Genomic DNA, 21,849 nt, shown 5'->3' with positions numbered 1-21,849 from the left:
GCGTCGGGGCCATCGCGGCTAAAACCCGCTTTTTGCTCCGCCGAAAATCCCTGTGGCGATTCGCCCAAGGCCACGGCGCAACGCTTTCCGCTATGATTGCGCGCACTTTCTTTGTTGCGAGAATTCCATGCGCCGCCTGCTCAGCCTGTTTCTGCTGTTGCTCGCCCTGCCCGTCAGCGCCAGTCTTCTGGATAACCGCCCCAGCGCCACCCTTGGCGCGCCGCTGAATAACAGCGCCGACTTCCTGCCGGTGCGCGAAGCGTTCAAGTTGAGCGTGGTGGAAAACACCGCCACCTCGGTCAAGCTGCGTTTTGTCGCCACCGACGGCTATTACCTGTACCGCCATCGTTTTCAGTTCCGCATCGAACCTGCTGACGTCGGCAACGGCCCGGCACAATTGCCGCCGGGCGAAAAAAAGCACGATGAGTATTTTGGCGATGTCGAGGTGTACCACGGCATTCTCGATGTCGAGCTGCCGCTAAAAAACGCCTACAACCTGCCCTATACCCTGTTTGTTACCTACCAGGGTTGCGCCGATAAAGGCCTGTGTTATCCACCGGAAACCGAGCGCCTGGAGCTCGACGGCAAAGGCGCACCGAGCAATCCATCGGCAGCCACTGGCTCCGCCGCAGCGACCACCGCGGCGACGGGCTGGAGCTGGCATGAACTGCTGCTGTTTTTTATCGCTGGCCTGGGCCTGACCTTTACCCCATGCGTATTGCCGATGCTGCCAATCCTTTCCGGCGTAGTGCTGCGCGGGCAGATTGGCGGGTTGCGGGGCTTGAGCCTGTCGCTGGCCTATGTGCTGCCGATGGCCGCGTGCTTTGCCGTACTCGGTGCGCTGATGGGGATCTTCGGGGCCGAGCTGAATCTGCAGGCGCGCTTGCAATCGGCTTGGGTGCTGGTGCCCTTTGCGCTGTTTTTTGCGGTGTTTGCCTTGGCGATGTTTGGCGTCTTCGAACTGCGTTTGCCGCGTTTTATCAGCGAGCCCCTGGACCGTATGGCCGGCAATGCCAAAGGCGGTTCGCTGTGGGGCGCGGCGCTGCTGGGCGTGGTGTCGAGTCTACTGGTTTCGCCTTGTGTATCCGCGCCTCTGGCCGGTGCCTTGCTGTATATCAGCGCCAGCGGCGATGCCCTGGGTGGCGGCCTGAAGCTGTTTGCCCTCGGCTTGGGCATGGGCACGCCACTGGTGTTGTTCGCCGTCGGCGGCGGCACCTTGCTACCCAAAGGCGGCAACTGGATGGTGACCGTGCGCAATGGGTTTGGCGTGCTGCTGCTAGCGGTGTCGGTATGGATGCTGGAGCGCGTATTGCCGCCGAGTCTGGCACTGGCGCTGTGGGGTTTGCTGGCAGTGGGCGTGGCGCTGTTTCTCGGTGCCCTGGAGTTCAGCTACAAGGCACCGCGTGAGCGATTGGCGCAGTTGCTTGGCTTGGTGTTGCTGGTCTACGGCATCACCGCCTGGGTGGGTGCCCTGCAGGGTGAAAGCGATCCGCTGCGCCCACTCGGTCGTCCGACTGCCAGCGTTGCAGCCTCGGGTGCGGTGCCAGTCGCCACTCCCTGGCAAACAGTCAAAACCCCAGCCGAACTGGACGCCGCCCTCACTGCGGCCAAGGCCGCCAAGCAGCCCCTGCTGCTGGACTGGTATGCCGACTGGTGCATCAGCTGCAAAGTGATCGAACGTGAAGTGCTGCATGCGCCCGAGGTCACCAGCCAGCTCGGCCGCTATCGCCTTGTGCGCTTCGACATCACCGACAGCACCGAAGAGCAACGCACCCTGCTCGACCGCTACAAGCTGTTCGGCCCGCCCGCCATTTTGTTTTTTGCCCCTAATGGTGACGAGTGGGTCGATATCCGTGTCGTAGGCGAGGTTGACGCCGCCACCTTCGCTGAACGCCTGCGCACGGCAGCCACGCGCTGACGAGCAGAGCTATATTTGCAGCAATCTGCTGCTATCGTGCTTGGTACTGCTGAGAACTGGACATGCCCAACCAGCCTGCGGCATAGTCCGGCGCAGCGTCGAATGGCAAAACAATAAGGAACACACCCTATGGCCACCTTGCTGGTGCTGCATGGCCCCAACCTGAATCTGTTGGGCACACGCGAACCAGGCGTCTACGGCGCCACCACCCTGGAACAGATCAACCTCGATCTGGAACGCCGCGCCCGTGAAGCCGGCCACCATCTGATGTACCTGCAGAGCAATGCCGAGTACGAGCTGATCGAGCGTATTCACGCCGCTCGCAGCGAGGCGGTGGACTTCATTCTTATCAATCCGGCAGCTTTTACACATACAAGCGTCGCATTACGTGACGCGCTGCTGGCGGTGAGCATCCCATTCATCGAAGTGCACCTCTCTAACGTGCACAAGAGAGAACCTTTCCGCCATCACTCCTACTTTTCGGATGTTGCTGTAGGTGTGATCTGCGGCCTTGGCGCCAGCGGTTACCGGCTGGCCCTGGAGGCTGCCCTGGAACAACTTGAACGCCCCTGACCTCTTCCTTGGGAGTTGCTACTTATGGATATTCGTAAAGTTAAGAAATTGATCGAGCTGCTGGAAGAATCCGGCATCGATGAGCTGGAGATCCGTGAGGGCGAAGAGTCCGTACGTATCAGCCGTCATGGCAAACAACCGCAATACGCCCCCGCTCCACAAATTTTCGCCGCCCCAGCACCTGCTGCTGCGCCGGCCGCCCCCGCTGCTCCGGTTGCCGATGCGGCACCGGCCGTCGCCAAGCTCAATGGCAATGTCGTGCGCTCGCCGATGGTCGGTACTTTCTACCGCACCCCGGCACCGACCTCGCCGGCCTTCGTTGAAGTGGGCCAGAGCGTGAAGAAAGGCGACATTCTGTGCATCGTCGAAGCCATGAAAATGATGAACCACATCGAAGCTGAAACCAGCGGCGTCATCGAATCCATCTTGGTGGAAAACGGCCAGCCGGTTGAGTACGACCAACCGCTGTTCACCATCGTTTGAACCGCGGAGAGCCTGCGATGTTGGAAAAAGTGCTGATCGCCAACCGCGGCGAAATTGCCCTGCGCATCCTGCGCGCCTGCAAAGAGCTGGGGATCAAGACAGTCGCGGTGTACTCCACCGCCGACCGTGAGCTGATGCACCTGGGCCTGGCAGACGAGACGGTGTGTATCGGCCCTGCCCCCGCGAACAAATCCTACCTGCATATTCCGGCCATCATCGCCGCCGCCGAAGTGACTGGCGCTACCGCCATTCACCCTGGCTACGGTTTCCTGGCCGAAAACGCCGACTTCGCTGAGCAGGTTGAGAAATCCGGTTTTGCCTTTATCGGCCCGAAAGCCGACACCATCCGCCTGATGGGCGACAAGGTTTCGGCCAAGCACGCGATGATCGCCGCCGGCGTACCGACAGTTCCCGGTTCCGACGGCCCGCTGCCGGAAGACGAAGAAACGGCCCTGCGCATCGGTCGCGAAGTCGGTTATCCGGTGATCATCAAGGCCGCTGGCGGCGGCGGTGGTCGCGGTATGCGTGTGGTGCATGACGAAGACGACCTGATCAAATCGGCCAAGCTGACCCGCACCGAAGCCGGCGCGGCGTTTGGTAATCCGATGGTCTACCTGGAAAAATTCCTCACCAACCCACGTCATGTGGAAGTGCAGGTATTGTCCGACGGCCAGGGCAACGCCATTCACCTGGGTGACCGCGATTGCTCGCTGCAACGCCGCCACCAGAAGGTCTTGGAAGAAGCACCGGCTCCGGGCATCGACGAAAAAGCCCGCCAGGAAGTGTTCGCCCGCTGCGTAAAAGCCTGTATCGATATCGGCTACCGCGGTGCCGGCACCTTCGAGTTTCTGTACGAGAACGGTGCCTTCTACTTTATCGAGATGAACACCCGCGTTCAGGTGGAGCACCCGGTATCGGAGATGGTCACCGGCATCGACATCGTCAAGGAGATGCTCAGCATCGCCGCTGGCAACAAGCTGTCGATCAAGCAGGAAGATGTGGTGATCCGTGGCCATGCCCTGGAGTGCCGGATCAACGCCGAAGACCCGTCGACCTTTATGCCGAGCCCCGGCAAGGTCAAGCACTTCCATGCCCCTGGCGGCAATGGCGTGCGGGTTGATTCGCACCTGTACAGCGGCTACAGCGTACCGCCGAACTATGACTCGCTGATCGGCAAGCTGATCACTTACGGGGCGACCCGTGACGAGGCCATGGCACGCATGCGCAATGCGCTGGACGAGATTGTGGTGGACGGCATCAAGACCAATATCCCGCTGCACCGTGATCTGGTTCGGGATAAAGGCTTCTGCAAGGGCGGCGTAAATATCCATTACCTGGAAAAGAAACTGGGTATTCACTAAGCCGCAATCGCTCGACGAAAAAGGCCGCTTGATGCGGCCTTTTTCATTTTCACAGGGATCATGTGATGGCCATCAAAGCCGCTTTCGATACTACCGCTGCCGCCTTCGGCGAAGCATTCACCTGCCTGGGCCTGGCCTTCAGGGATAGCCTGCGTCCCGGCATTCTGTTGCGCTCGGCCGGGCTGTGCATCCTGATGTTCGCGCTGTGGACCTGGCTGTTCTTCAAGTACTACGAACAAATCGGCATCGCCTGTGGCGCGCTGTCATTCTTCGTCATTTACGGCGGCGCGGTACTGGGCTTGTTGCCCAGTCTCAGTGGCGGTGGCGGAGGTAGCGGCAGCGTGGTTGCCATGGGCGGGATGGGCGCCGGACTGGCCATGCTGGTGATCTATGTCGCCGCCCTGGCACTGGTGATGTTCGCCGTACTCTATATAGCCGCCATCGTCGCCAGCATTCGTCTGGCGCTGAGCTGGGTGATGATGGGCGCGATGCGCGAACGCTGCATCCGTCACTATCCCGAGCTGCAGCGGCGCGCCGATCGTGATCGTCAACTGCTGCTCGGCGCACGGTATGTGATCGGGCCTTGGCTGGGCGTCACGCTCGGCACGTTGCTGTGCCTGCTGATTCCGCTGCTCAATGGCGTGTTGCTGCTACTGTTGTTTGCGTACCTGAATGTGCGCTTTCTCACCCCAGCCGCCTTTGCCAGCCTGGCGACCAGCAGCGAACAGCTTGCCGCTCTCAGTGGCCGACGTGGCGCGGTGATGGCCTTCGGACTGCTGGTGTTTTTGCTCGCCGCAGTACCGGTAGTGAATCTGCTGGTTCCAGCCTTGCTGGCCGGTGGTGCCTGCCACCTCGCCTACCGTGGCCTGAACCCCGCGCAAAGCCCGGCTGGTGCGGCGCCGGCAGCTCAAGTAAGCTTGCCGCCCTGTTAAAGCCCGCTCTTCTATAAGCATCGTCTTCGAGGTTGTTCGTTATGCCGTGGTTACAAGTCCGTCTCGCCATCAGCCCGGAACAGGCAGAAACCTACGAAGACGCCCTGCTGTCCGTGGGCGCGGTATCGGTAACCTTTATGGACGCCGAAGACCAACCGATCTACGAGCCGGACCTGGGCACCACCCCGCTGTGGTCGCGTACCCACCTGCTCGCCCTGTTCGAAGCCGATGTCGATGAAGCCAACCTGCTCGCGCACCTGACCCTGTTGACTGGCGGCACCCTGCCAGACCACCAGGTCGAGCGTATCGAAGACCAGGATTGGGAACGCAGCTGGATGGATAACTTCCAGCCCATGCGCTTTGGCCAACGCTTGTGGATCGTGCCGAGCTGGCACGCCGCCCCGGAGCCGGATGCGGTCAATCTGCTGCTTGATCCGGGCCTGGCCTTTGGCACCGGCACCCACCCGACCACCGCGCTGTGCCTGGAATGGCTGGATGGTCAGCAATTGAACGGTGTCGATGTGCTGGATTTTGGTTGCGGCTCAGGCATTCTCGCCATCGCCGCCTTGCTGCTGGGTGCCAAGCAGGCGGTCGGTACCGACATCGACCCGCAAGCGCTGGAAGCCTCGCGTGATAACGCCGGACGCAATGGCATCGACCCCGCGCGGTTCCCGCTGTATCTGCCAGAACACCTGCCGCAGCAACAGGCCGAAGTGGTGGTGGCGAACATTCTGGCTGGTCCGCTGGTCCAACTCGCTGGCACCATCACCGCCTTGGTTCAACCCAGAGGGCGCCTGGCCTTGTCGGGCATCCTCGCCGAGCAGGCGGAAGAAGTTCGCGCTGCTTACGAGCAAGCGTTCGAGCTCGACCCCACCGCCGAAAAAGATGGCTGGGTGCGTATCAGCGGCCGCCGCCGCTGATACAAGCCTTGAGTTAAACTAGCCCCCGATCGATTTGCGCAACCCCCGGAATACTGCATGACCGCCAGCTTCGTCACCCAATGCCCACATTGCCGCACCAGCTTTCGCGTCAGCAGTACGCAGCTGGGTGCCGCGCATGGCGCTGTGCGTTGCGGGGCGTGCCTGCATGTATTCAACGCGGCTCAGCAAATTCTCGATGACCATCCGTTGCAGCCCAAGGCACCGCCATCTGCGGTCAGCACTCCGGCACCGATAAAACCACCGGCACCAGTCCCGCCGCCTGTGCCAGCGGCGCTGCGTTCGACGCCCGCGGCGGCCATTCCAACGGCGGGCAAAGCCACCAGCGAAACCCTGTGGATTCACGACGATCTGGACCTGGACAGCCTCGACGAAGAGCTGGCCAAGCTGGAGCAGCAAGAGCTGCAGCTGTCCCAGGAATTCCTCTCCCTGGCACCGGCGAACAAACCCAAAGACGATTTCCTCAAAGCCCCGGATCGCATCGACGATCACCACGATGAAGGCTGGGCCGAAGCCCTGCTGAAAAAAGAAACCGCAGCGGCGCCAAGCCGCGATGGTATCGAGCCGCCGGCCCCGAGCCTGGCCCCGCCGCCACCGGTTTTCCGGGCCCGCCCGCCAGAGCCTGCGACAGAAGTCGGCGAGCCGCTGCCGGTGGATGACGAACCGTCACTCGGCAATGGCCGCATCGACGACGAAGACGATCTGGAGCCGGCCTTCAAACTCAGCGCCGACCGCGATAGCGAGCGCCCTGCGGTCGATGAAGAAGACCAGGACGAGCACCCGCGCGACAACTTCTCTGCGGTCAAAGACCTCAACATGCCATCGCGCAGCGAACCCGCCCTGCGCGATGACAGCCTGTTCCATCTGTCCGATGACCCGTTGCAACTGGACTGGCAGGAACAGCGCAAACCCTGGGGCCGCTGGATCGGCTGGGGCTTGCTCAACCTGATCGGTGCGGCCGCATTGGTCACGCAATACGTGGCCTACCACTTCGATGAGCTGGCCCGTCAGGACCAGTACCGCCCGTGGTTCGAAGAGCTGTGCCCGAGCATCGGTTGCAGCCTGCCGTCCAAGGTCGAAATCAGCCTGATCAAAAGCAGCAACCTGGTGGTGCGCAGCCACCCGGACTTCAACGGCGCGCTGGTGGTGGATGCGATCATCTACAACCGGGCCACCTTCGCCCAACCGTTCCCGCTGCTGGAAATACGCTTTGCTGACCTCAACGGTCAACTACTTGCCAGTCGTCGCTTCAAGCCCAGCGAATACCTGGCCGGCGAATTGGCCGGACAGGCCGAAATGCCACCGCAAACGCCGATTCATATCTCCCTGGACATCCTCGACCCAGGCAACAAGGCCGTGAATTACAGCCTGAGTTTTCACTCGCCCGAGTGATTTTCCACACGACGTTTTTGCCATTCTCGACTGTCGCTCGCGACTTTCTGACTCGCTAAAGCTGTTCATAATTTATCCAAAACAGCCTTTATCCAGTCATCGAGAGCGGGTATCATGCCCACCCTTTTTCGCACTCTCAGATCCGCCTTTCTCAGCAGGGAAGCCCCATGTCGGCGGTACGCATCGGCCCATACACATTGCCCAATCAGCTGATTCTCGCCCCCATGGCGGGTGTTACTGATCGCCCGTTTCGCCAGCTCTGCCGGCGCCTCGGAGCCGGGATGGTGGTATCGGAGATGGTGACCAGCGACATGAGCCTGTGGAACACACGCAAATCCAGTTTGCGTCTGATTCATGCCGGTGATCCCGAGCCTCGCTCGGTTCAGATAGCCGGTGGTGATCCGCAGATGCTGGCTGACGCCGCACGAGCTAACGTGGATCTGGGCGCGCAGATAATCGACATCAATATGGGTTGCCCGGCCAAAAAGGTCTGCAACAAGGCAGCGGGGTCTGCGCTGCTGAAAGACGAAGTCCTGGTCAGTGCGATTTTGCAGGCAGTGGTTGCCGCGGTAGATGTGCCGGTAACCCTGAAAATTCGCACCGGTTGGGACCGCGATAATAAAAACGGCATCACCGTTGCGCGAATTGCCCAGGATTGCGGCATTACCGCTCTGGCAGTTCACGGCCGCACTCGCGCCGATCTGTACACCGGTGAAGCCGAGTACGAAACCATCGCCGCGATCAAGCAGGCAGTGTCGATTCCGGTGTTCGCCAATGGCGATATCACCTCGCCAGAGAAAGCCCGCCACGTGCTCGACAGCACGGGCGTTGATGGGTTGTTGATTGGTCGTGCTGCTCAGGGCCGGCCGTGGATCTTTCGCGAGATCGAGCATTACTTGCGCACCGGCACTCACCTGCCGGTGCCTACGCTGTATGAGGTGGAACGCATTCTGCTAGAGCATCTGGCCGAACTGCACAGTTTCTACGGTGACGTGATGGGCCCGCGAATCGCGCGCAAGCACGTTGGCTGGTACCTCTCCACCCTGCCGGGCGCCAGGGAGTTTCGCGCCCAATTCAATCGTCTGGAAAACACGGACGTGCAATGCGCCAGCGTGCGGCAGTTCTTCGCCGAACGTCACAACGATGGAGATGAGGTGGCCGCATGACGATGATGACTGAGACTTTAGTGAGTGGAATTGCACCTGTGACCGATAACGTCAATTTGAAACAGCACCTCAACACGCCGAGCGAAGAAGGCCAGACCTTACGCGGCAATGTGGAAAAGGCGCTGCACAACTACTTCGCCCATCTGGATGGGCAAGATGTGTGTGATGTCTACAACCTGGTGCTGTCCGAAGTCGAAGCGCCACTGCTGGAAACCGTGATGAACTACGTCAAGGGCAACCAGACCAAGGCTTCCGAATTGCTCGGCCTGAACCGCGGAACCCTGCGTAAAAAGCTCAAGCAATACGATCTTCTATAACGAGTATTCAAACGAAAAAGGGCGGCCTGACAGCCGCCCTTTTTTGCTGATTTCTTCGCTTCAGATGGAAATTGAGATGACCGACCAAACCACCCGCCTACCCGTTCGCCGTGCCTTGATCAGCGTTTCCGACAAGACCGGCATCCTCGAGTTTGCCCGTGAGCTGTCCGCCCTTGGTGTGGAGATTCTGTCCACCGGCGGCACCTTCAAACTGCTCCAGGACAATGGCGTAGCTGCCGTCGAAGTCGCCGACTACACCGGCTTTGCGGAAATGATGGATGGCCGGGTGAAAACCCTGCACCCGAAAATCCACGGTGGCATTCTCGGTCGCCGCGGCACCGACGATGCAATCATGGCCGAGCACGGCATCAAGCCGATCGACCTGGTGGCGGTCAACCTCTACCCCTTCGAAGCGACCATCTCCAAACCCGGCTGCGACCTGCCGACCGCCATCGAGAACATCGATATCGGCGGCCCCACCATGGTTCGCTCGGCTGCCAAGAACCACAAAGACGTGGCCATCGTAGTTAACGCTGGCGACTACGCCACCGTTCTGGAAAACCTCAAGGCCGGCGGCCTGACCTACGCTCAGCGCTTCGACCTGATGCTCAAGGCCTTCGAACACACCGCCGCCTACGACGGCATGATCGCCAACTATATGGGCACCGTGAACCAGACGGCTGAAACCCTGAGCACAGAAGGCCGCAGCGAATTCCCGCGGACCTTCAATAGCCAGTTCATCAAGGCCCAGGAAATGCGCTACGGCGAGAACCCGCACCAGAGCGCGGCGTTCTACGTGGAAGCCAACCCGGCCGAAGTCAGCGTGGCCACCGCCACCCAGCTGCAAGGCAAGGAACTGTCGTTCAACAACGTGGCCGACACCGACGCCGCGCTGGAGTGCGTGAAGAGTTTCGTCAAACCCGCCTGCGTGATCGTCAAGCACGCCAACCCATGCGGCGTGGCCGTGGCCCTGGACAGCGAAGGCGGCATTCGCCAGGCCTACGAACTGGCCTATGCCACCGACACCGAGTCGGCTTTTGGCGGCATCATCGCCTTCAACCGTGAGCTGGACGCGGCCACCGCCAAAGCCATCGTCGACCGTCAGTTCGTCGAAGTGATCATCGCCCCGAGCGTGACAGCCGAAGCCCGCGAAGTAGTCGCGGCCAAAGCCAACGTGCGCCTGCTGGCCTGCGGCCAGTGGAACGCCGAGCGCGCCGCTGCCTGGGACTACAAGCGCGTCAACGGTGGTCTGCTGGTACAGAGCCGCGACATCGGCATGATCACCGCCGATGACCTGAAAGTAGTGACCAAGCGCGCGCCGACCGAGCAGGAAATTCACGACCTGATCTTCGCCTGGAAAGTGGCCAAGTACGTGAAGTCCAACGCCATCATCTACGCCAAGAACCGTCAGACCATCGGTGTCGGCGCCGGCCAGATGAGCCGCGTGAACTCCGCCCGTATCGCCGCCATCAAGGCCGAGCATGCTGGCCTGCAAGTGCAGGGCGCGGTCATGGCATCGGACGCGTTCTTCCCGTTCCGTGACGGCATTGATAACGCGGCGAAAAACGGCATTACCGCCGTGATTCAGCCGGGTGGTTCGATGCGTGATAACGAAGTGATTGCCGCGGCCGACGAAGCCGGTATCGCCATGGTATTTACCTCTATGCGCCACTTCAGACACTAAGACGGCTGCGCTGACGCAGGCATCTGCGGCGTTGGATTGGACTTTTACGATGCGGCAACTGCGCTCGCAAAAGCCCAATCCGCCGTGCATCTACCTACGTCATCGCACCCTCGATAGGCGTCGCCTGATTTTTTAGCCCCCCGCGCTTCGGCGCCCCACAGAGGCTTGCACCATGAATGTATTGATCATTGGCAGTGGCGGTCGTGAACACGCCCTGGCGTGGAAAGTCGCGCAAGACCCGCGCGTTGCAAAAGTATTTGTTGCCCCAGGCAACGCTGGTACCGCCACCGAAGCCAAGTGCGAAAACGTGGCCATCGACGTGCTGGCCCTGGAACAACTGGCCGACTTCGCCGAGAAGAATGTCAGCCTGACTATCGTTGGCCCGGAAGCGCCGCTGGTCAAAGGCGTGGTCGACCTGTTCCGCAGCCGCAACCTGCGCTGCTTCGGTCCCACTGCTGGTGCCGCCCAGTTGGAAGGCTCGAAAGCCTTTACCAAGGACTTCCTCGCCCGTCACAACATTCCCACCGCCGAATACCAGAATTTCACCGAAGTGGAGCCAGCCCTGGCCTACCTGCGTGAAAAGGGCGCGCCGATCGTGATCAAGGCCGACGGCCTGGCCGCCGGTAAAGGCGTGATCGTCGCCATGACCCTGCAGGAAGCCGAAGACGCGGTGCGCGATATGCTCGCTGGCAATGCCTTTGGCGACGCCGGTTCGCGGGTGGTGATCGAAGAGTTCCTGGAAGGCGAAGAAGCCAGCTTTATCGTCATGGTCGACGGCAAGAATGTGCTGCCAATGGCCACCAGTCAGGACCATAAACGTGTAGGCGATGCCGACACCGGTCCGAACACCGGCGGTATGGGCGCGTACTCCCCTGCCCCAGTGGTCACCCCGGACGTGCATCAGCGCGCCATGGACGAAGTGATCTGGCCGACCGTGCGTGGCATGGCTGCCGAAGGCAACGTGTACACCGGTTTCCTCTATGCCGGGCTGATGATCGACAAGGCCGGCAAGCCGAAGGTCATCGAGTTCAACTGCCGCTTCGGCGACCCGGAAACCCAGCCGATCATGCTGCGTCTGCAATCCAGTCTGGTGCTGCTGATCGAAGGTGCCCTGGCCGAAGCGCTGGACAAGATCGAAGCACAGTGGGATCCGCGGCCGAGCCTGGGCGTGGTGCTGGCCGCTGGCGGCTACCCGGGCGACTACGCCAAGGGTGTCGAGATCAAAGGTCTGGATGCCGCCGTGTCGGAACACGGTAAGGTGTTCCATGCCGGTACCAGCCTGAGCGATGGCAAAGTGGTCACCGCTGGTGGTCGCGTACTCTGCGCCACCGCCCTGGGCGAAACCGTTTCGGCGGCTCAGGCCCAGGCCTATGAGCTGGCGAAAAAGGTTGACTGGGATGGCTGTTTCTATCGCAACGACATCGGTTATCGGGCGATTGCCCGCGAGCGCGGCGAAGACTGAGGACGTAATTACGCAATTGGTCGGCAAAAACGCACAAAAGGCAGCTCAACGAGCTGCCTTTTGCGTATTACCGGCCACCCTAGGTTGGCTATAATCCGACCACTCAAAGCTGAAGGGATCTCATTGTGCAAGGGCTCAGGATCGCCATAGGACTCGCCGTCAGTCTGCTGTTGGCCGCACTGTCGCCACTGCCTGCCCAGGCGGCGGAGCGCGGCTCATGGTCAGTGCTGCTGGACCCCGCCGCCCACCTGCAACTGGATGACGTGCGCAGCAATGCCAGTGTCAGCCGCTTCAGCCCCATCGATATCCAACAGCTGTACACCCCCGGCGACAACGCCGCGCAATGGCTGCACTACCGCCTGCCGGGCAATGGCCGTGAACGCCTGCTGCGGGTATTTGCCCCCTACCTCAGCCAACTCGAGCTGTATGTCCTGCGCGGCAACGAGCTGCTGGCCAGCACCCGCACCAGCAGCCAGACGCCCATGGCCGAGCGTCCCCTACCCAGCCGCGACCTGCTTCTGCCGCTGCCTGTCAGCAGCGACACGCTGGATCTCTACCTGCGCCTGTCCAGCAGCCATGGCCTGCGCCCGGCCATCCGCATCGACGATGCCAGCGCGATGGCCGCCGATGATAGCCGCCCGTTGCTGTACGGCATGCTGCTGGCCGCCTTCGGCCTGCTAGTGCTCTATAACCTCGTGCGTTTTTCCTACACCCGCCTGCGCAGCAGCCTGTGGCTGGCGCTGGCGCAATTGAGCCTGCTGGGCACCACTAGCACCCTGCTGGGTATCAGCACGCCCTGGTTGGCGGGTTGGCCGGCGCTGCAGGTGCAAGCTGGCAACCTGTCGATTCTGCTGGCCACGCTGTGCGGGCTGGGCTTCACCCTGAGCTTCTTCCAGCGCGTGCAACCCCACGGTCTGTGGCGCCGCGTGCTGTTGGCCGAGTGTGTCGCCACCGGTCTGTTGGCCGTGTTGGTGCTGGTAGCCAATCAGTTGCCGTTCAATCGCGTGGTGTATCTGTTCGCCGCCATCAACAGCCTCAGCATGTTGCTGGTGACTGCCCGTCACTGGCTGCGCGGCTATCGACCGGCGCGGCTATTTACCCTTGCCCAACTGATCTTCAACCTGGCGTTTTTCGCCGCGCTGCCATCGCTGTTTGGCTACTGGCCAATCGACTCCGACTGGCTGGCCTACAACCTGCTGAGTGTGGCGGCGGCCAGCGGTTTTCTGCAGAGCCTGGCCCTGGCCGAACGCCAGCTGCGCCTGCAGCAGGAGCACTTCGCCGTCAGCCGCGACCTGGCCGCCAGCTCGGCCGAGCTGAAAGCCAAGGCCGAATTCCTGGCCAAGATCAGCCATGAAATCCGCACCCCCATGAATGGCGTGCTGGGCATGACCGAACTGCTGCTCGGCACCCAGCTGTCGACCAAGCAGCGCGACTATGTGCAGACCATCCACAGCTCTGGCAACGAACTGCTCACCCTGATCAACGAGATCCTCGACATTTCCAAACTGGAGTCCGGGCAGATCGAGCTGGACGATGTGCAATTCGACCTCAATGCCCTGATCGACGACTGTCTGGATATCTTCCGCGCCAAGGCCGAGCAGCAGAAGGTCGAGCTGATCAGTTTTATGCAGCCGCAGGTACCGCGGGTGGTCAGTGGCGACCCCACGCGCCTGCGCCAGACCCTGCTGAGCCTGCTGGACAACGCCTTCAAACAGACCGACGAAGGCGAGGTGCTGTTGGTGGTGGCCGTGGATACCACGGGCGACGTTCCGCGCCTGCGGATTGCCGTGCAGGACAGCGGTCGCTCGCTGGACAGCAACGAACGCGACGCGCTGCTCAATGCCGAGTTGCACAGCAAGGACTTCCTCGCCGCCACCGGCCTGGGTGCCCGCCTGGGCCTGATCATCGCCCGCCAGCTGGTGCGTCTGATGAGCGGCACCTTCGGTATTCAGAGCGGCGGCAACCAGGGCAATACCCTGTGGCTGACCTTGCCACTGGACGCCGAACGCCTGGAAAACCCCACCGCCGACCTCGACGGCCCGCTGCAGGGCGCGCGCCTGCTGGTGGTGGACGACAACGAAACCTGCCGCAAGGTATTGCTGCAACAGTGCAGCGCCTGGGGCCTGACCGTCAGCGCCGTGCCATCGGGCAAGGAAGCCCTGGCGCTGCTGCGTACCAAGGCCAATATTCGCGAATATTTCGATGTGGTCCTGCTGGATCAGGACATGCCCGGCATGACCGGTATGCAGCTGGCCGCCAAGATCAAGGAAGACCCGAGTCTCAACCACGATGTGCTGCTGATCATGCTCACCGGCATCAGCAACGCGCCGAGCAAGATCATTGCGCGCAACGCCGGGATCAAACGCATCCTGGCCAAACCGGTGGCCGGCTACACCCTGAAAACCACCCTCGCCGACGAACTGGCGCAGCGCAAGCCGGGCCTCGAGCCACGCACTTTTGCGCCGGTGGTGGCACCCCAGGAATTCCCCGAAGACTTCCGCATTCTGGTGGCCGAAGACAACAGCATTTCCACCAAAGTGATCCGCGGCATGCTGGGCAAACTCAATCTGCAGCCGGACACCGCCAGCAATGGCGAAGAAGCCCTGAGTGCAATGAAAGCCCAGCAGTACGACCTGGTGCTGATGGACTGTGAAATGCCGGTGATGGATGGTTTCTCCGCCACCGAACAATTGCGCGCCTGGGAAGCCCGCGAGCAGCGCCAGCGCACCCCGGTGGTGGCGCTGACCGCGCATATTCTTTCCGAGCACAAGGAGCGCGCACGGCTGGTAGGCATGGACGGCCATATGGCCAAACCGGTGGAGCTATCCAACCTGCGCGAGCTGGTGGAACACTGGGTAGCCGAACGCGACGCCCGGCGGCAGGAAGCCTCCGACTCGGCGCTGCCCCACTGACGTTCCTCTTTTCTGCCTGCGAGCCTGCCCATGCTGTCCACCCTGTTCAGCCTGTACCTGAAGATGCTGGTGCTCTACAGCCCGTTCTTCGTGCTGTCGTGCTTTATCGGCATGACCCGTGGCTACACCGTCAAAGAACGCAAGAAGCTGGCGTGGAAAGTGGCCACCGGCGTGGTGATCGCCAGTAGCGTGCTGTATCTGTTCGGGCAAAGCATCTTCACCGTGTTCGGCATCACCATCGATGCCTTCCGCATTGGCGCCGGCAGCGTGCTGTTCATCTCTGCCCTGGGCATGGCGCAAGGCAATCCGGTGGTGCAGAACGAAAACCAGAGCAAAGACGTCACCATCGTGCCGCTGACCATTCCGCTCACCGTCGGCCCCGGTACCATCGGTGCCATGCTGGTGATGGGTGCCGGCCAGCCACACTGGGACAGCAAGCTGATCGCCCTGGTGGCCATCGGTCTGGCCAGCGTGACGGTGGGCGTGGTGCTGTACCTCAGCGATATGTTCGAACGGATTCTCGGCGACCAGGGCCTGGAGATCATCGGCCGGCTGATGGGTCTGTTCGTCTGTGCGCTGGCGGCGCAGATCATATTTACCGGGATCAAGGGTTACCTCATTACCCCGTAAACCTCGCCCTCGAAAACAACACTCATCAGCCCCGCGCAGGAGGGGATGATGGGGGGCGCAAGTAAAAAGCCAACGCTGGGCAGCTTTTGCGCTTGCGGGTGCCCCCCCTGCTATAGACTCTGCACTGTTTCAGGTGCGTCGTATTGCTGCGAGCTTCTGGCTCCCAGCCGAGCACCATTCTCCCGCAACACCATGAATGTCGGACCGCCGCCTGCGGGGGGAATGACGGTGCAGGGCAAAAACCCTTCATCGCTTCCCCAAACCTTCCCGCGCATCACCCCACACCTTCGCGTAAACTGCGCGGCCGTTTTTGCACCCCCGGAATCCATTCATGACCAACGCGCAACCTGCCCGAGCCATTGGCATCGACTTCGGCACGTCCAACTCCACCGTCGGCTGGCTGCGCCCCGGCGAAGAATCGTTGATCGTCCTGGAAGATGGAAAAATCACCCTGCCGTCGGTGGTGTTCTTCAACTTCGAAGAACGCCGCCCGGTGTACGGCCGCCAGGCTCTGCACGAATACCTGGAAGGCTATGAAGGGCGCCTGATGCGCTCGCTGAAAAGCCTGCTGGGCTCCAAGCTGCTGAAAAGTGAAACGGCCGTGTTGGGCAGCAGCCTGCCGTTCAAGGACATCCTCGGCTACTTTATCGGCGAGCTGAAAACCCGCGCCGAAGCCGTTGCCGACCGCCCGTTCGAATCCGTGGTGCTGGGTCGCCCGGTATTCTTTGTCGATGACGATGAAAAGGCCGACAAGGAAGCTGAAGACACCCTGGTAGCCGTGGCCAAGAAGCTTGGCTTCAGCGACGTATCCTTCCAGTACGAACCGATTGCCGCCGCCTTCGACTACGAAAGCACCATCAGCCGCGAAGAGTTGGTACTGATCGTCGACATCGGCGGCGGCACCTCGGACTTCTCGCTGATCCGCCTGGCCCCCGAGCGTCATATGGTGGCCGAGCGGCAGAACGATATTCTCGCCACTGGCGGCGTGCATATCGGCGGTACCGACTTCGACAAACAGCTGAGCCTGGCCGGCGTGATGCCGCTGTTCGGCTATGGCAGCCGGATGAAAAACCAGGCCTATATGCCCACCAGCCACCACCTGAACATGGTGACCTGGCACACCATCAACGCCGTGTATTCGCAGCAGGCGCAGACCGCGCTGAAAAACATGCGCTACGACGCGCTGGACACCGATGGCCTGGACCGTTTCTTCAAACTGATCGAACAGCGCGCCGGGCACTGGCTGGCCATGCAGGTCGAGCAGAGCAAGATCGAGCTGACCGAGATGGACAGCCGCAATATCTCCCTGGAGCGCGTTGAATCCGGGTTGGTGGCGGAACTGAATCGCGAGCTGTTCGACGAGTCCATCGACGGCCTGCTGGGTAAAGTGAACGGCAGCGTGCTGCAACTGCTGGCCGATGCCGGGGTGAGCACCGAGGATATCGATACGGTGTTCTTTACCGGCGGCTCGAGCGGCATTCCGGCGTTGCGCGCGAATATCCAGCGCCTGCTGCCCAATGCCCGGCATGCCGAAGGCGATACCTTCGGCAGTATCGGCAGCGGCCTGGCCATCGAAGCGAAGAAACGTTACGGGTAGGGCGAATAGCGCCCACGGCGTTATCCGCCGTGGGCGTTGAGATCGAGGCGGTGGATAACCGCTAGCGGTTATTCGCCCTACGCGACCTCGATAATTTCGGATTCCTGGCCGTTCACCAGAACCACATCCCCCGGAGCCTTGCCGAGTAGGCTTTGGCCCATGGGCGAGTGCGGGGTGATGCTCATCACTTCGCCATCGTCGGTCGGCACTTTCATCCCCGCGCCATCTGGCACCAGGAACAGCCGGCGCTGTTGCCCGCTGTCACTTTCCAGCAGCACCAGCGCGCTTAGCTGAATGCCTTTGTCGGCATCGAACTCACGCAGCTGCAGCGCGCGAAAGGCCAGCAGTGCCTGTTCGATCTCGGCCACCCGCCGCGCCTGACCATGGGCCAGATAACCCGCCTCCAGCCCCAGGGTGTCGTACTTGTTTTCGGCGACGTTTTCTTCATGGGTAGCCGCTTCATGGGCGGTTTGCAGGGCAAGCTGGGCGTTATGCAAATCGGCGCTGAGCCGTTCGACAAAGAGCTGGTGAAGGCGGGTTTTGTTCATAGAGACTGATAGGGTTCACAGGAGCGGCTCAGCCGCGAGTGGCCAGACCTGAAAACGACGCTTGCAGGGATCGCGGCTGAAGCCGCTCCTACGCTATCGCAGTGGTGCCATTGTGTCGCCCCACGCAGTGTTTATGAAAGGCTTTTGCTAGAGTTCGGCAACTGGCTGCGGCCTTCCCCATTTGGAGTGAACCATGTCCCCGTTCAAGGCCCTTGCCATCCTCGCCTGCGCCGCCGCTTTGAGCGCCTGTGGCCTTGGCGAAAGCGCCGCTACCGCCTCGCTGCAAGCCAAACAGGCGCAGCAGGCCCAGCAACAAATGAAAGATATGCAGCAGAAGATCGATGCGGCCAATGCGGTGAGTAACGAGCGCCTGAAGCAGGCGAGCGAAGAGCAGTAACGGTCGCCGCCCGGGCGCATATTTTTTCTTACTGAGCAATGTCGCGCCCACCACGAGCAGCCACAACGAACGAAGAGTATTGGCAAACATAGGGATGTCCTTGGGCAGATCTGGCGAGCGCCAGCATTGTTGTTACAGGAGTAGCTAAGGGGCAAAAAACTCGAACTTAGTTCACCTGAACGGCCTCAAAATCAGGTAAGCCGACAACGGCTCCCCAGAAGGAACGACACCATGTACAAAACCAAACTCCTCGCGGCTCTTTGTGCACTGGCAGCGGTTACAGGTTGTGCCAGCAAAATGGAAAACCCGGTCGACTACGTCACCTATCGCGATGAACCACTGGCCAAGCAAGTGGACGTCGGCATGAGCAAATCCCAGGTACTGACCCTGGGCGGCCCACCTTCCACCGAAATCCATCGCACCGTGCGCTCTGGCACCTGCAATAACTATGTGATGGAGAAGGACGGTTCCAAGCAGGTGTATTACGTGAGCTTTGATGCCAATAACCGGGTCGATGGCAAGGGCTTTATGACCTGCGAGCAGATGGAACACAACGAACGCGTGCAGTAATCCAATCCGTAATTGCCGCCTCGTAGGAGCGGCTTCAGCCGCGATTGGCCTGACCTGAAAACGACGTTTACAGGAATCGCGGCTGAAGCCCCTCCCACAGGAAACGTATTTCCCTGTGGGAGGGCTTCAGCCGCGATGTTTTTGATTTAGCTCTGACCGAGCGGACGCAGGCGGTACTGCGGCGGGAGTTGCTCCATGCCGCTGACGGTGACGTTGAGGTTTTTCCAGCGGCCGTCTTTGATGCCGTAGATGCAGCCGTGCACCGACAGCTTCTGCCCACGGTGCCAGGCGTTCTGGACGATGGTGGTGTGGCTGACATTGGCCACTTGCTGGATCACATTCAGTTCACACAAACGGTCGACCTGTTCTTCCTCGGTCGGCAGCTGCGCCAGGTGCTCGCGCTGGTCGTAGTAGAGATCACGAATCGAGCGGATCCAGCCATCGATCAGGCCCAGCTGCACATCCTTCATCGACGCCCTGACCCCACCACAGCCGTAGTGGCCGGTGACCAGGATATGTTTGACCTTGAGCACATCCACCGCGTACTGGATCACCGACATGCAGTTGAGGTCGGTGTGCAGCACCACGTTGGCGACGTTGCGGTGTACGAACAGATCGCCGGGCAACATGCCGACGATTTCATTGGCCGGCACCCGCGCATCGGAGCAGCCGATCCACAGGTATTCAGGCACTTGCTGGCGGGCGAGTTTTTCGAAGAATTCCGGGTCTTCCTGTTTGATCGACTCCGCCCAACGCGCGTTGTTGTCAAACAGCTGCTGCAGATCGTCACTCATATCAGTACTCCCAAAAATCCGATGCGCACCCTACGGTGCGCCTGGTGCCTTTGACAAGCCGCCGGATGCTCGGGTCACAGCATCAAGGCCGGCGACGGCGCACGGCCTGGCGCAGCAGCCAGAGAATCAACAGCAACCCCAGCACCACGACCACGCTCACGCCCCATTGCAAGGTGCCCGCATACCGGAATAGCTCGGCCGGCGCAAAGCTCGCTGCACGCACCATACGCTGTTCGGCGGCGGCACCGGTGGTGGGAATGTCCGCCAGGCCATCGCCGTCGACGTCCGGCAGGCGGCGGATATGGTCGAGCAGACCCTGCCATTCCTTGTACTCCTGCACGCCGGGGGTGTTGGGGTCGGCGTCGATGATTGCGTCATTCAGTTCAGCCAGCGGCTTGCCGTTGGCGTCTTTGGGCACCACGGTCATCAGGCCTTTGCTCAGGTCGGAAATCAGCCAGGTAAAGCTGCCGACATAACTGCTGGCACCAATGCTGTAGAGCCTGGAATCGTTCAGGTCGAGGTCGTGATAGCCGCGCACGGCATCGCCCAGTTCCACCCGGCTGACGCGATCGAACGGCACACGGTAGGGGTTGTAGCTGAAGCGTAGCCCCGCCACCCGGGGAAAGTAGCTGTCGCTGTCGCGCATCTGGTAGGCCAGCAACAACACTTCGAGGATGTCTTTTACCTCCTGGCCGGTGACATACACCTTCACCAGCGGATAGCCCGGTGCCTCATCCAGCTGGCCAATGCCCAGCGGCGCAATGCGGAACAGGTCGGACACCGCCTGTATCCCGCTGCGGCCCTGGATCATGTCATCGCGAATGGTGCCGTTGCCGGTAAAGGCGATATCGCTGCCGGTGGCATCGCGCAGGGCGTCAGTGACCAGATTGGCGAGAATCGGATCGTCATGTTCGCGGGTCAGGGTTTTATCGACCTTGGCCAACGGCTGGTCGAAGCGGTAGCCCTTGGGTTCCAGCATCTGCTTGCTGACTTGCTGTTTGAAGTCGTCGACCTGGGTGGTGATCACCCCATCGCCCGGGGTTTGGTCATTGATCGGGTGCAGGCTGTAGTCGCGCACCTGGGTTTGGCCGTCCTCGCCCAGGCGCATATGCAACTCGCCCAGGTACTGGATTTCCGAACCGGCCTGCACCACCGGGGTGTGGCCGTTGACCAGCACCGGTTGTGGCAATGCGGTGTGGGAGTGGCCGCCGACAACGATATCGATGCCCGGCACCTGCTCGACCATTTCCACTTCTTCGCCGCGCCAGCTGCCGTCGTCCTGCTGCACTACGCCCATGTGCGAGAGCAGGATCACCACATCGACCTTGTCCTCCTCGCGGAGTTTTTTGACCATGGTTTTCGCGGTTTCAATCGGGTCGGCAAAGGTCACCGGCTTGGTCATCGGCGACACGGCAATGGCGTTGTAACCCAACAGACCGAACAGGCCGAAACGGATGCCGCCCTTCTCCACCACCTTGTAGGGCACGATGCGCCCGGCGTCCTGCTGGGCCTTGAGACTGTCGTCGCCAGGGCTGTTGGGGTCGAACTGGATATTGCTGGCGATGATCGGTACCAGCTTCGCCCCTTCGGCCTTCGCGGCGGCGGTGATCATGGCGGCCAGGCCCATGGGCCGGAAGTCGAACTCATGGTTGCCGAGGGTGGTGGCGTCATAGCCGATTTCACTCATCAGCCGCAGCTCGCTGCCGGCCTCGCGGGTGATGGTGTGAAACAGGGTACCCATGGTGAAGTCGCCGGCATCCAGCAACAGCAGCGGTTGCTCGCCGGCTGCGGCGCGGCGTTGCTTGACCAGAGTAGCCAGACGGGCGACGCCGCCGACGGTGCCATCGTCGTTGACGGTGGCCGGGGTGTATTCGTTGTTGGGGCCAAAGCCCAGCAAGCGCGACTGCCAGTCGTTGGTATGCAGGATGGTGAAATCACGCGGGGCAGCGGTGGCCAGGGTTGAGGTCAGCAGCAGGCTGACTAGCAAGGGGCGGAGCAGGTGCATGAACAGGTCCTTATTCATCATCTTGTGGTGCCGATTTACACCGTCCCTGTAGTAGCGGGGGGGGGGGGGGGGGGGGGGGGGGGCCCGGCAAACAGGGGCGCCGAGTTGCCCCCGACGGCCCGGAGGGGGGGCCCCCCCCCACCCACCCCCCCCCACCCCCCCCCCCCCCC

At 61.4% G+C, this 21,849-nt stretch carries 19 protein-coding genes; 16 read left to right on the top strand and 3 right to left on the bottom strand.

The window, feature by feature from the left end; genetic code table 11:
- Nucleotides 1–127: 127 nt before the first annotated feature.
- The 14 genes from ACVW0Y_RS00095 to ACVW0Y_RS00030 all read left to right on the top strand — a co-directional run bounded on the left by ACVW0Y_RS00095 (nucleotide 128) and on the right by ACVW0Y_RS00030 (nucleotide 17,365).
- Nucleotides 128–1,918 carry a protein-disulfide reductase DsbD gene (locus ACVW0Y_RS00095; protein ID WP_457435215.1) on the top strand — a complete coding sequence of 597 codons (1,791 nt, stop codon included), beginning with the start codon at nucleotides 128–130 and terminating at the stop codon, nucleotides 1,916–1,918.
- Nucleotides 1,919–2,047: 129 nt separating this feature from the next.
- The gene (aroQ, locus tag ACVW0Y_RS00090) at nucleotides 2,048–2,491 is read left to right on the top strand and encodes a type II 3-dehydroquinate dehydratase (protein ID WP_108098429.1); all 444 of its coding nucleotides are present in this window, start codon (nucleotides 2,048–2,050) and stop codon (nucleotides 2,489–2,491) included.
- 24 nt (nucleotides 2,492–2,515) lie between these two features.
- Nucleotides 2,516–2,974, top strand: coding sequence for an acetyl-CoA carboxylase biotin carboxyl carrier protein (accB, locus tag ACVW0Y_RS00085; RefSeq protein ID WP_457435212.1), 459 nt, complete (start codon nucleotides 2,516–2,518; stop codon nucleotides 2,972–2,974).
- A gap of 17 nt (nucleotides 2,975–2,991) precedes the next feature.
- Nucleotides 2,992–4,335, top strand: a complete 1,344-nt coding sequence (gene accC, locus ACVW0Y_RS00080; protein WP_457435210.1) for an acetyl-CoA carboxylase biotin carboxylase subunit — start codon at nucleotides 2,992–2,994, stop codon at nucleotides 4,333–4,335.
- A 65-nt stretch (nucleotides 4,336–4,400) separates the two neighbouring features.
- The gene (locus tag ACVW0Y_RS00075) at nucleotides 4,401–5,267 is read left to right on the top strand and encodes an EI24 domain-containing protein (protein ID WP_457435209.1); all 867 of its coding nucleotides are present in this window, start codon (nucleotides 4,401–4,403) and stop codon (nucleotides 5,265–5,267) included.
- A 41-nt stretch (nucleotides 5,268–5,308) separates the two neighbouring features.
- The gene (gene prmA, locus ACVW0Y_RS00070; RefSeq protein ID WP_457435207.1) at nucleotides 5,309–6,187 is read left to right on the top strand and encodes a 50S ribosomal protein L11 methyltransferase; all 879 of its coding nucleotides are present in this window, start codon (nucleotides 5,309–5,311) and stop codon (nucleotides 6,185–6,187) included.
- A gap of 57 nt (nucleotides 6,188–6,244) precedes the next feature.
- Nucleotides 6,245–7,597 carry a DUF3426 domain-containing protein gene (locus ACVW0Y_RS00065; protein WP_457435206.1) on the top strand — a complete coding sequence of 451 codons (1,353 nt, stop codon included), beginning with the start codon at nucleotides 6,245–6,247 and terminating at the stop codon, nucleotides 7,595–7,597.
- Nucleotides 7,598–7,764: 167 nt separating this feature from the next.
- On the top strand, nucleotides 7,765–8,763 hold the full coding sequence (gene dusB / locus ACVW0Y_RS00060; RefSeq protein WP_457435204.1) for a tRNA dihydrouridine synthase DusB: 999 nt from the start codon (nucleotides 7,765–7,767) through the stop codon (nucleotides 8,761–8,763).
- The gene (fis, locus tag ACVW0Y_RS00055) at nucleotides 8,760–9,080 is read left to right on the top strand and encodes a DNA-binding transcriptional regulator Fis (RefSeq protein WP_457435202.1); all 321 of its coding nucleotides are present in this window, start codon (nucleotides 8,760–8,762) and stop codon (nucleotides 9,078–9,080) included. The genes dusB and fis overlap by 4 nt, the downstream gene beginning before the upstream one ends.
- A 76-nt stretch (nucleotides 9,081–9,156) precedes the next feature.
- Nucleotides 9,157–10,764 carry a bifunctional phosphoribosylaminoimidazolecarboxamide formyltransferase/IMP cyclohydrolase gene (gene purH / locus ACVW0Y_RS00050; protein WP_457435201.1) on the top strand — a complete coding sequence of 536 codons (1,608 nt, stop codon included), beginning with the start codon at nucleotides 9,157–9,159 and terminating at the stop codon, nucleotides 10,762–10,764.
- A gap of 172 nt (nucleotides 10,765–10,936) precedes the next feature.
- Nucleotides 10,937–12,226: a phosphoribosylamine--glycine ligase gene (purD, locus tag ACVW0Y_RS00045; RefSeq protein ID WP_457435199.1), complete on the top strand. Its 1,290-nt coding sequence runs from the start codon at nucleotides 10,937–10,939 to the stop codon at nucleotides 12,224–12,226.
- Nucleotides 12,227–12,351: 125 nt separating this feature from the next.
- Entirely contained in the window at nucleotides 12,352–15,138 is a 2,787-nt protein-coding gene (locus tag ACVW0Y_RS00040) for a response regulator (RefSeq protein WP_457435198.1), read from the top strand.
- Between the two features lie 30 nt (nucleotides 15,139–15,168).
- The gene (locus ACVW0Y_RS00035; RefSeq protein ID WP_457435196.1) at nucleotides 15,169–15,768 is read left to right on the top strand and encodes a MarC family protein; all 600 of its coding nucleotides are present in this window, start codon (nucleotides 15,169–15,171) and stop codon (nucleotides 15,766–15,768) included.
- Nucleotides 15,769–16,099: 331 nt separating this feature from the next.
- Nucleotides 16,100–17,365 (top strand): Hsp70 family protein, encoded by a 1,266-nt coding sequence (locus ACVW0Y_RS00030; RefSeq protein ID WP_457435195.1) that lies wholly within the window; start codon nucleotides 16,100–16,102, stop codon nucleotides 17,363–17,365.
- A 77-nt stretch (nucleotides 17,366–17,442) separates the two neighbouring features.
- Here ACVW0Y_RS00030 and ACVW0Y_RS00025 read toward each other — a convergent pair whose 3' ends face one another.
- A complete protein-coding gene (locus ACVW0Y_RS00025) occupies nucleotides 17,443–17,913 on the bottom strand; it encodes a GreA/GreB family elongation factor (protein ID WP_457435193.1) in 471 nt (156 codons plus the stop codon).
- 193 nt (nucleotides 17,914–18,106) lie between these two features.
- Between ACVW0Y_RS00025 and ACVW0Y_RS00020 the strand changes: the two genes are divergently transcribed.
- Together ACVW0Y_RS00020 and osmE are read left to right on the top strand one after the other, a co-directional pair.
- Complete coding sequence (locus tag ACVW0Y_RS00020) at nucleotides 18,107–18,310, top strand: hypothetical protein (protein ID WP_457435192.1); 204 nt, start codon at nucleotides 18,107–18,109, stop codon at nucleotides 18,308–18,310.
- A 231-nt stretch (nucleotides 18,311–18,541) separates the two neighbouring features.
- Nucleotides 18,542–18,880: an osmotically-inducible lipoprotein OsmE gene (osmE, locus tag ACVW0Y_RS00015; RefSeq protein WP_457435191.1), complete on the top strand. Its 339-nt coding sequence runs from the start codon at nucleotides 18,542–18,544 to the stop codon at nucleotides 18,878–18,880.
- Nucleotides 18,881–19,026: 146 nt separating this feature from the next.
- Here the strand turns inward: osmE and can are convergent, their stop codons facing one another.
- Nucleotides 19,027–19,674, bottom strand: a complete 648-nt coding sequence (gene can / locus ACVW0Y_RS00010) for a carbonate dehydratase (RefSeq protein ID WP_457435190.1) — start codon at nucleotides 19,672–19,674, stop codon at nucleotides 19,027–19,029.
- Nucleotides 19,675–19,756: 82 nt separating this feature from the next.
- The gene (locus tag ACVW0Y_RS00005; RefSeq protein WP_457435188.1) at nucleotides 19,757–21,679 is read right to left on the bottom strand and encodes a bifunctional metallophosphatase/5'-nucleotidase; all 1,923 of its coding nucleotides are present in this window, start codon (nucleotides 21,677–21,679) and stop codon (nucleotides 19,757–19,759) included.
- Nucleotides 21,680–21,849: the final 170 nt, after the last annotated feature.

The sequence above is a fragment of the Pseudomonas sp. TE3786 genome, from assembly GCF_054057335.1.
Note: the sequence above shows the minus strand (reverse complement) of the source record. Positions and strands in the feature narration are given on the sequence as shown.

What these genes read in the sequence shown, in the direction of transcription:
- dusB (WP_457435204.1), top strand. Translation starts at nt 7,765, where the DNA reads ATGTCGGCGGTACGCATCGGCCCATACACATTGCCCAATCAGCTGATT.
- ACVW0Y_RS00025 (WP_457435193.1), bottom strand. Translation starts at nt 17,913, where the DNA reads ATGAACAAAACCCGCCTTCACCAGCTCTTTGTCGAACGGCTCAGCGCC.
- ACVW0Y_RS00035 (WP_457435196.1), top strand. Translation starts at nt 15,169, where the DNA reads ATGCTGTCCACCCTGTTCAGCCTGTACCTGAAGATGCTGGTGCTCTAC.
- ACVW0Y_RS00095 (WP_457435215.1), top strand. Translation starts at nt 128, where the DNA reads ATGCGCCGCCTGCTCAGCCTGTTTCTGCTGTTGCTCGCCCTGCCCGTC.
- ACVW0Y_RS00065 (WP_457435206.1), top strand. Translation starts at nt 6,245, where the DNA reads ATGACCGCCAGCTTCGTCACCCAATGCCCACATTGCCGCACCAGCTTT.
- ACVW0Y_RS00075 (WP_457435209.1), top strand. Translation starts at nt 4,401, where the DNA reads ATGGCCATCAAAGCCGCTTTCGATACTACCGCTGCCGCCTTCGGCGAA.
- ACVW0Y_RS00020 (WP_457435192.1), top strand. Translation starts at nt 18,107, where the DNA reads ATGTCCCCGTTCAAGGCCCTTGCCATCCTCGCCTGCGCCGCCGCTTTG.
- accB (WP_457435212.1), top strand. Translation starts at nt 2,516, where the DNA reads ATGGATATTCGTAAAGTTAAGAAATTGATCGAGCTGCTGGAAGAATCC.
- aroQ (WP_108098429.1), top strand. Translation starts at nt 2,048, where the DNA reads ATGGCCACCTTGCTGGTGCTGCATGGCCCCAACCTGAATCTGTTGGGC.
- ACVW0Y_RS00005 (WP_457435188.1), bottom strand. Translation starts at nt 21,679, where the DNA reads ATGCACCTGCTCCGCCCCTTGCTAGTCAGCCTGCTGCTGACCTCAACC.
- accC (WP_457435210.1), top strand. Translation starts at nt 2,992, where the DNA reads ATGTTGGAAAAAGTGCTGATCGCCAACCGCGGCGAAATTGCCCTGCGC.
- purH (WP_457435201.1), top strand. Translation starts at nt 9,157, where the DNA reads ATGACCGACCAAACCACCCGCCTACCCGTTCGCCGTGCCTTGATCAGC.
- prmA (WP_457435207.1), top strand. Translation starts at nt 5,309, where the DNA reads ATGCCGTGGTTACAAGTCCGTCTCGCCATCAGCCCGGAACAGGCAGAA.
- purD (WP_457435199.1), top strand. Translation starts at nt 10,937, where the DNA reads ATGAATGTATTGATCATTGGCAGTGGCGGTCGTGAACACGCCCTGGCG.
- ACVW0Y_RS00030 (WP_457435195.1), top strand. Translation starts at nt 16,100, where the DNA reads ATGACCAACGCGCAACCTGCCCGAGCCATTGGCATCGACTTCGGCACG.
- osmE (WP_457435191.1), top strand. Translation starts at nt 18,542, where the DNA reads ATGTACAAAACCAAACTCCTCGCGGCTCTTTGTGCACTGGCAGCGGTT.
- can (WP_457435190.1), bottom strand. Translation starts at nt 19,674, where the DNA reads ATGAGTGACGATCTGCAGCAGCTGTTTGACAACAACGCGCGTTGGGCG.
- fis (WP_457435202.1), top strand. Translation starts at nt 8,760, where the DNA reads ATGACGATGATGACTGAGACTTTAGTGAGTGGAATTGCACCTGTGACC.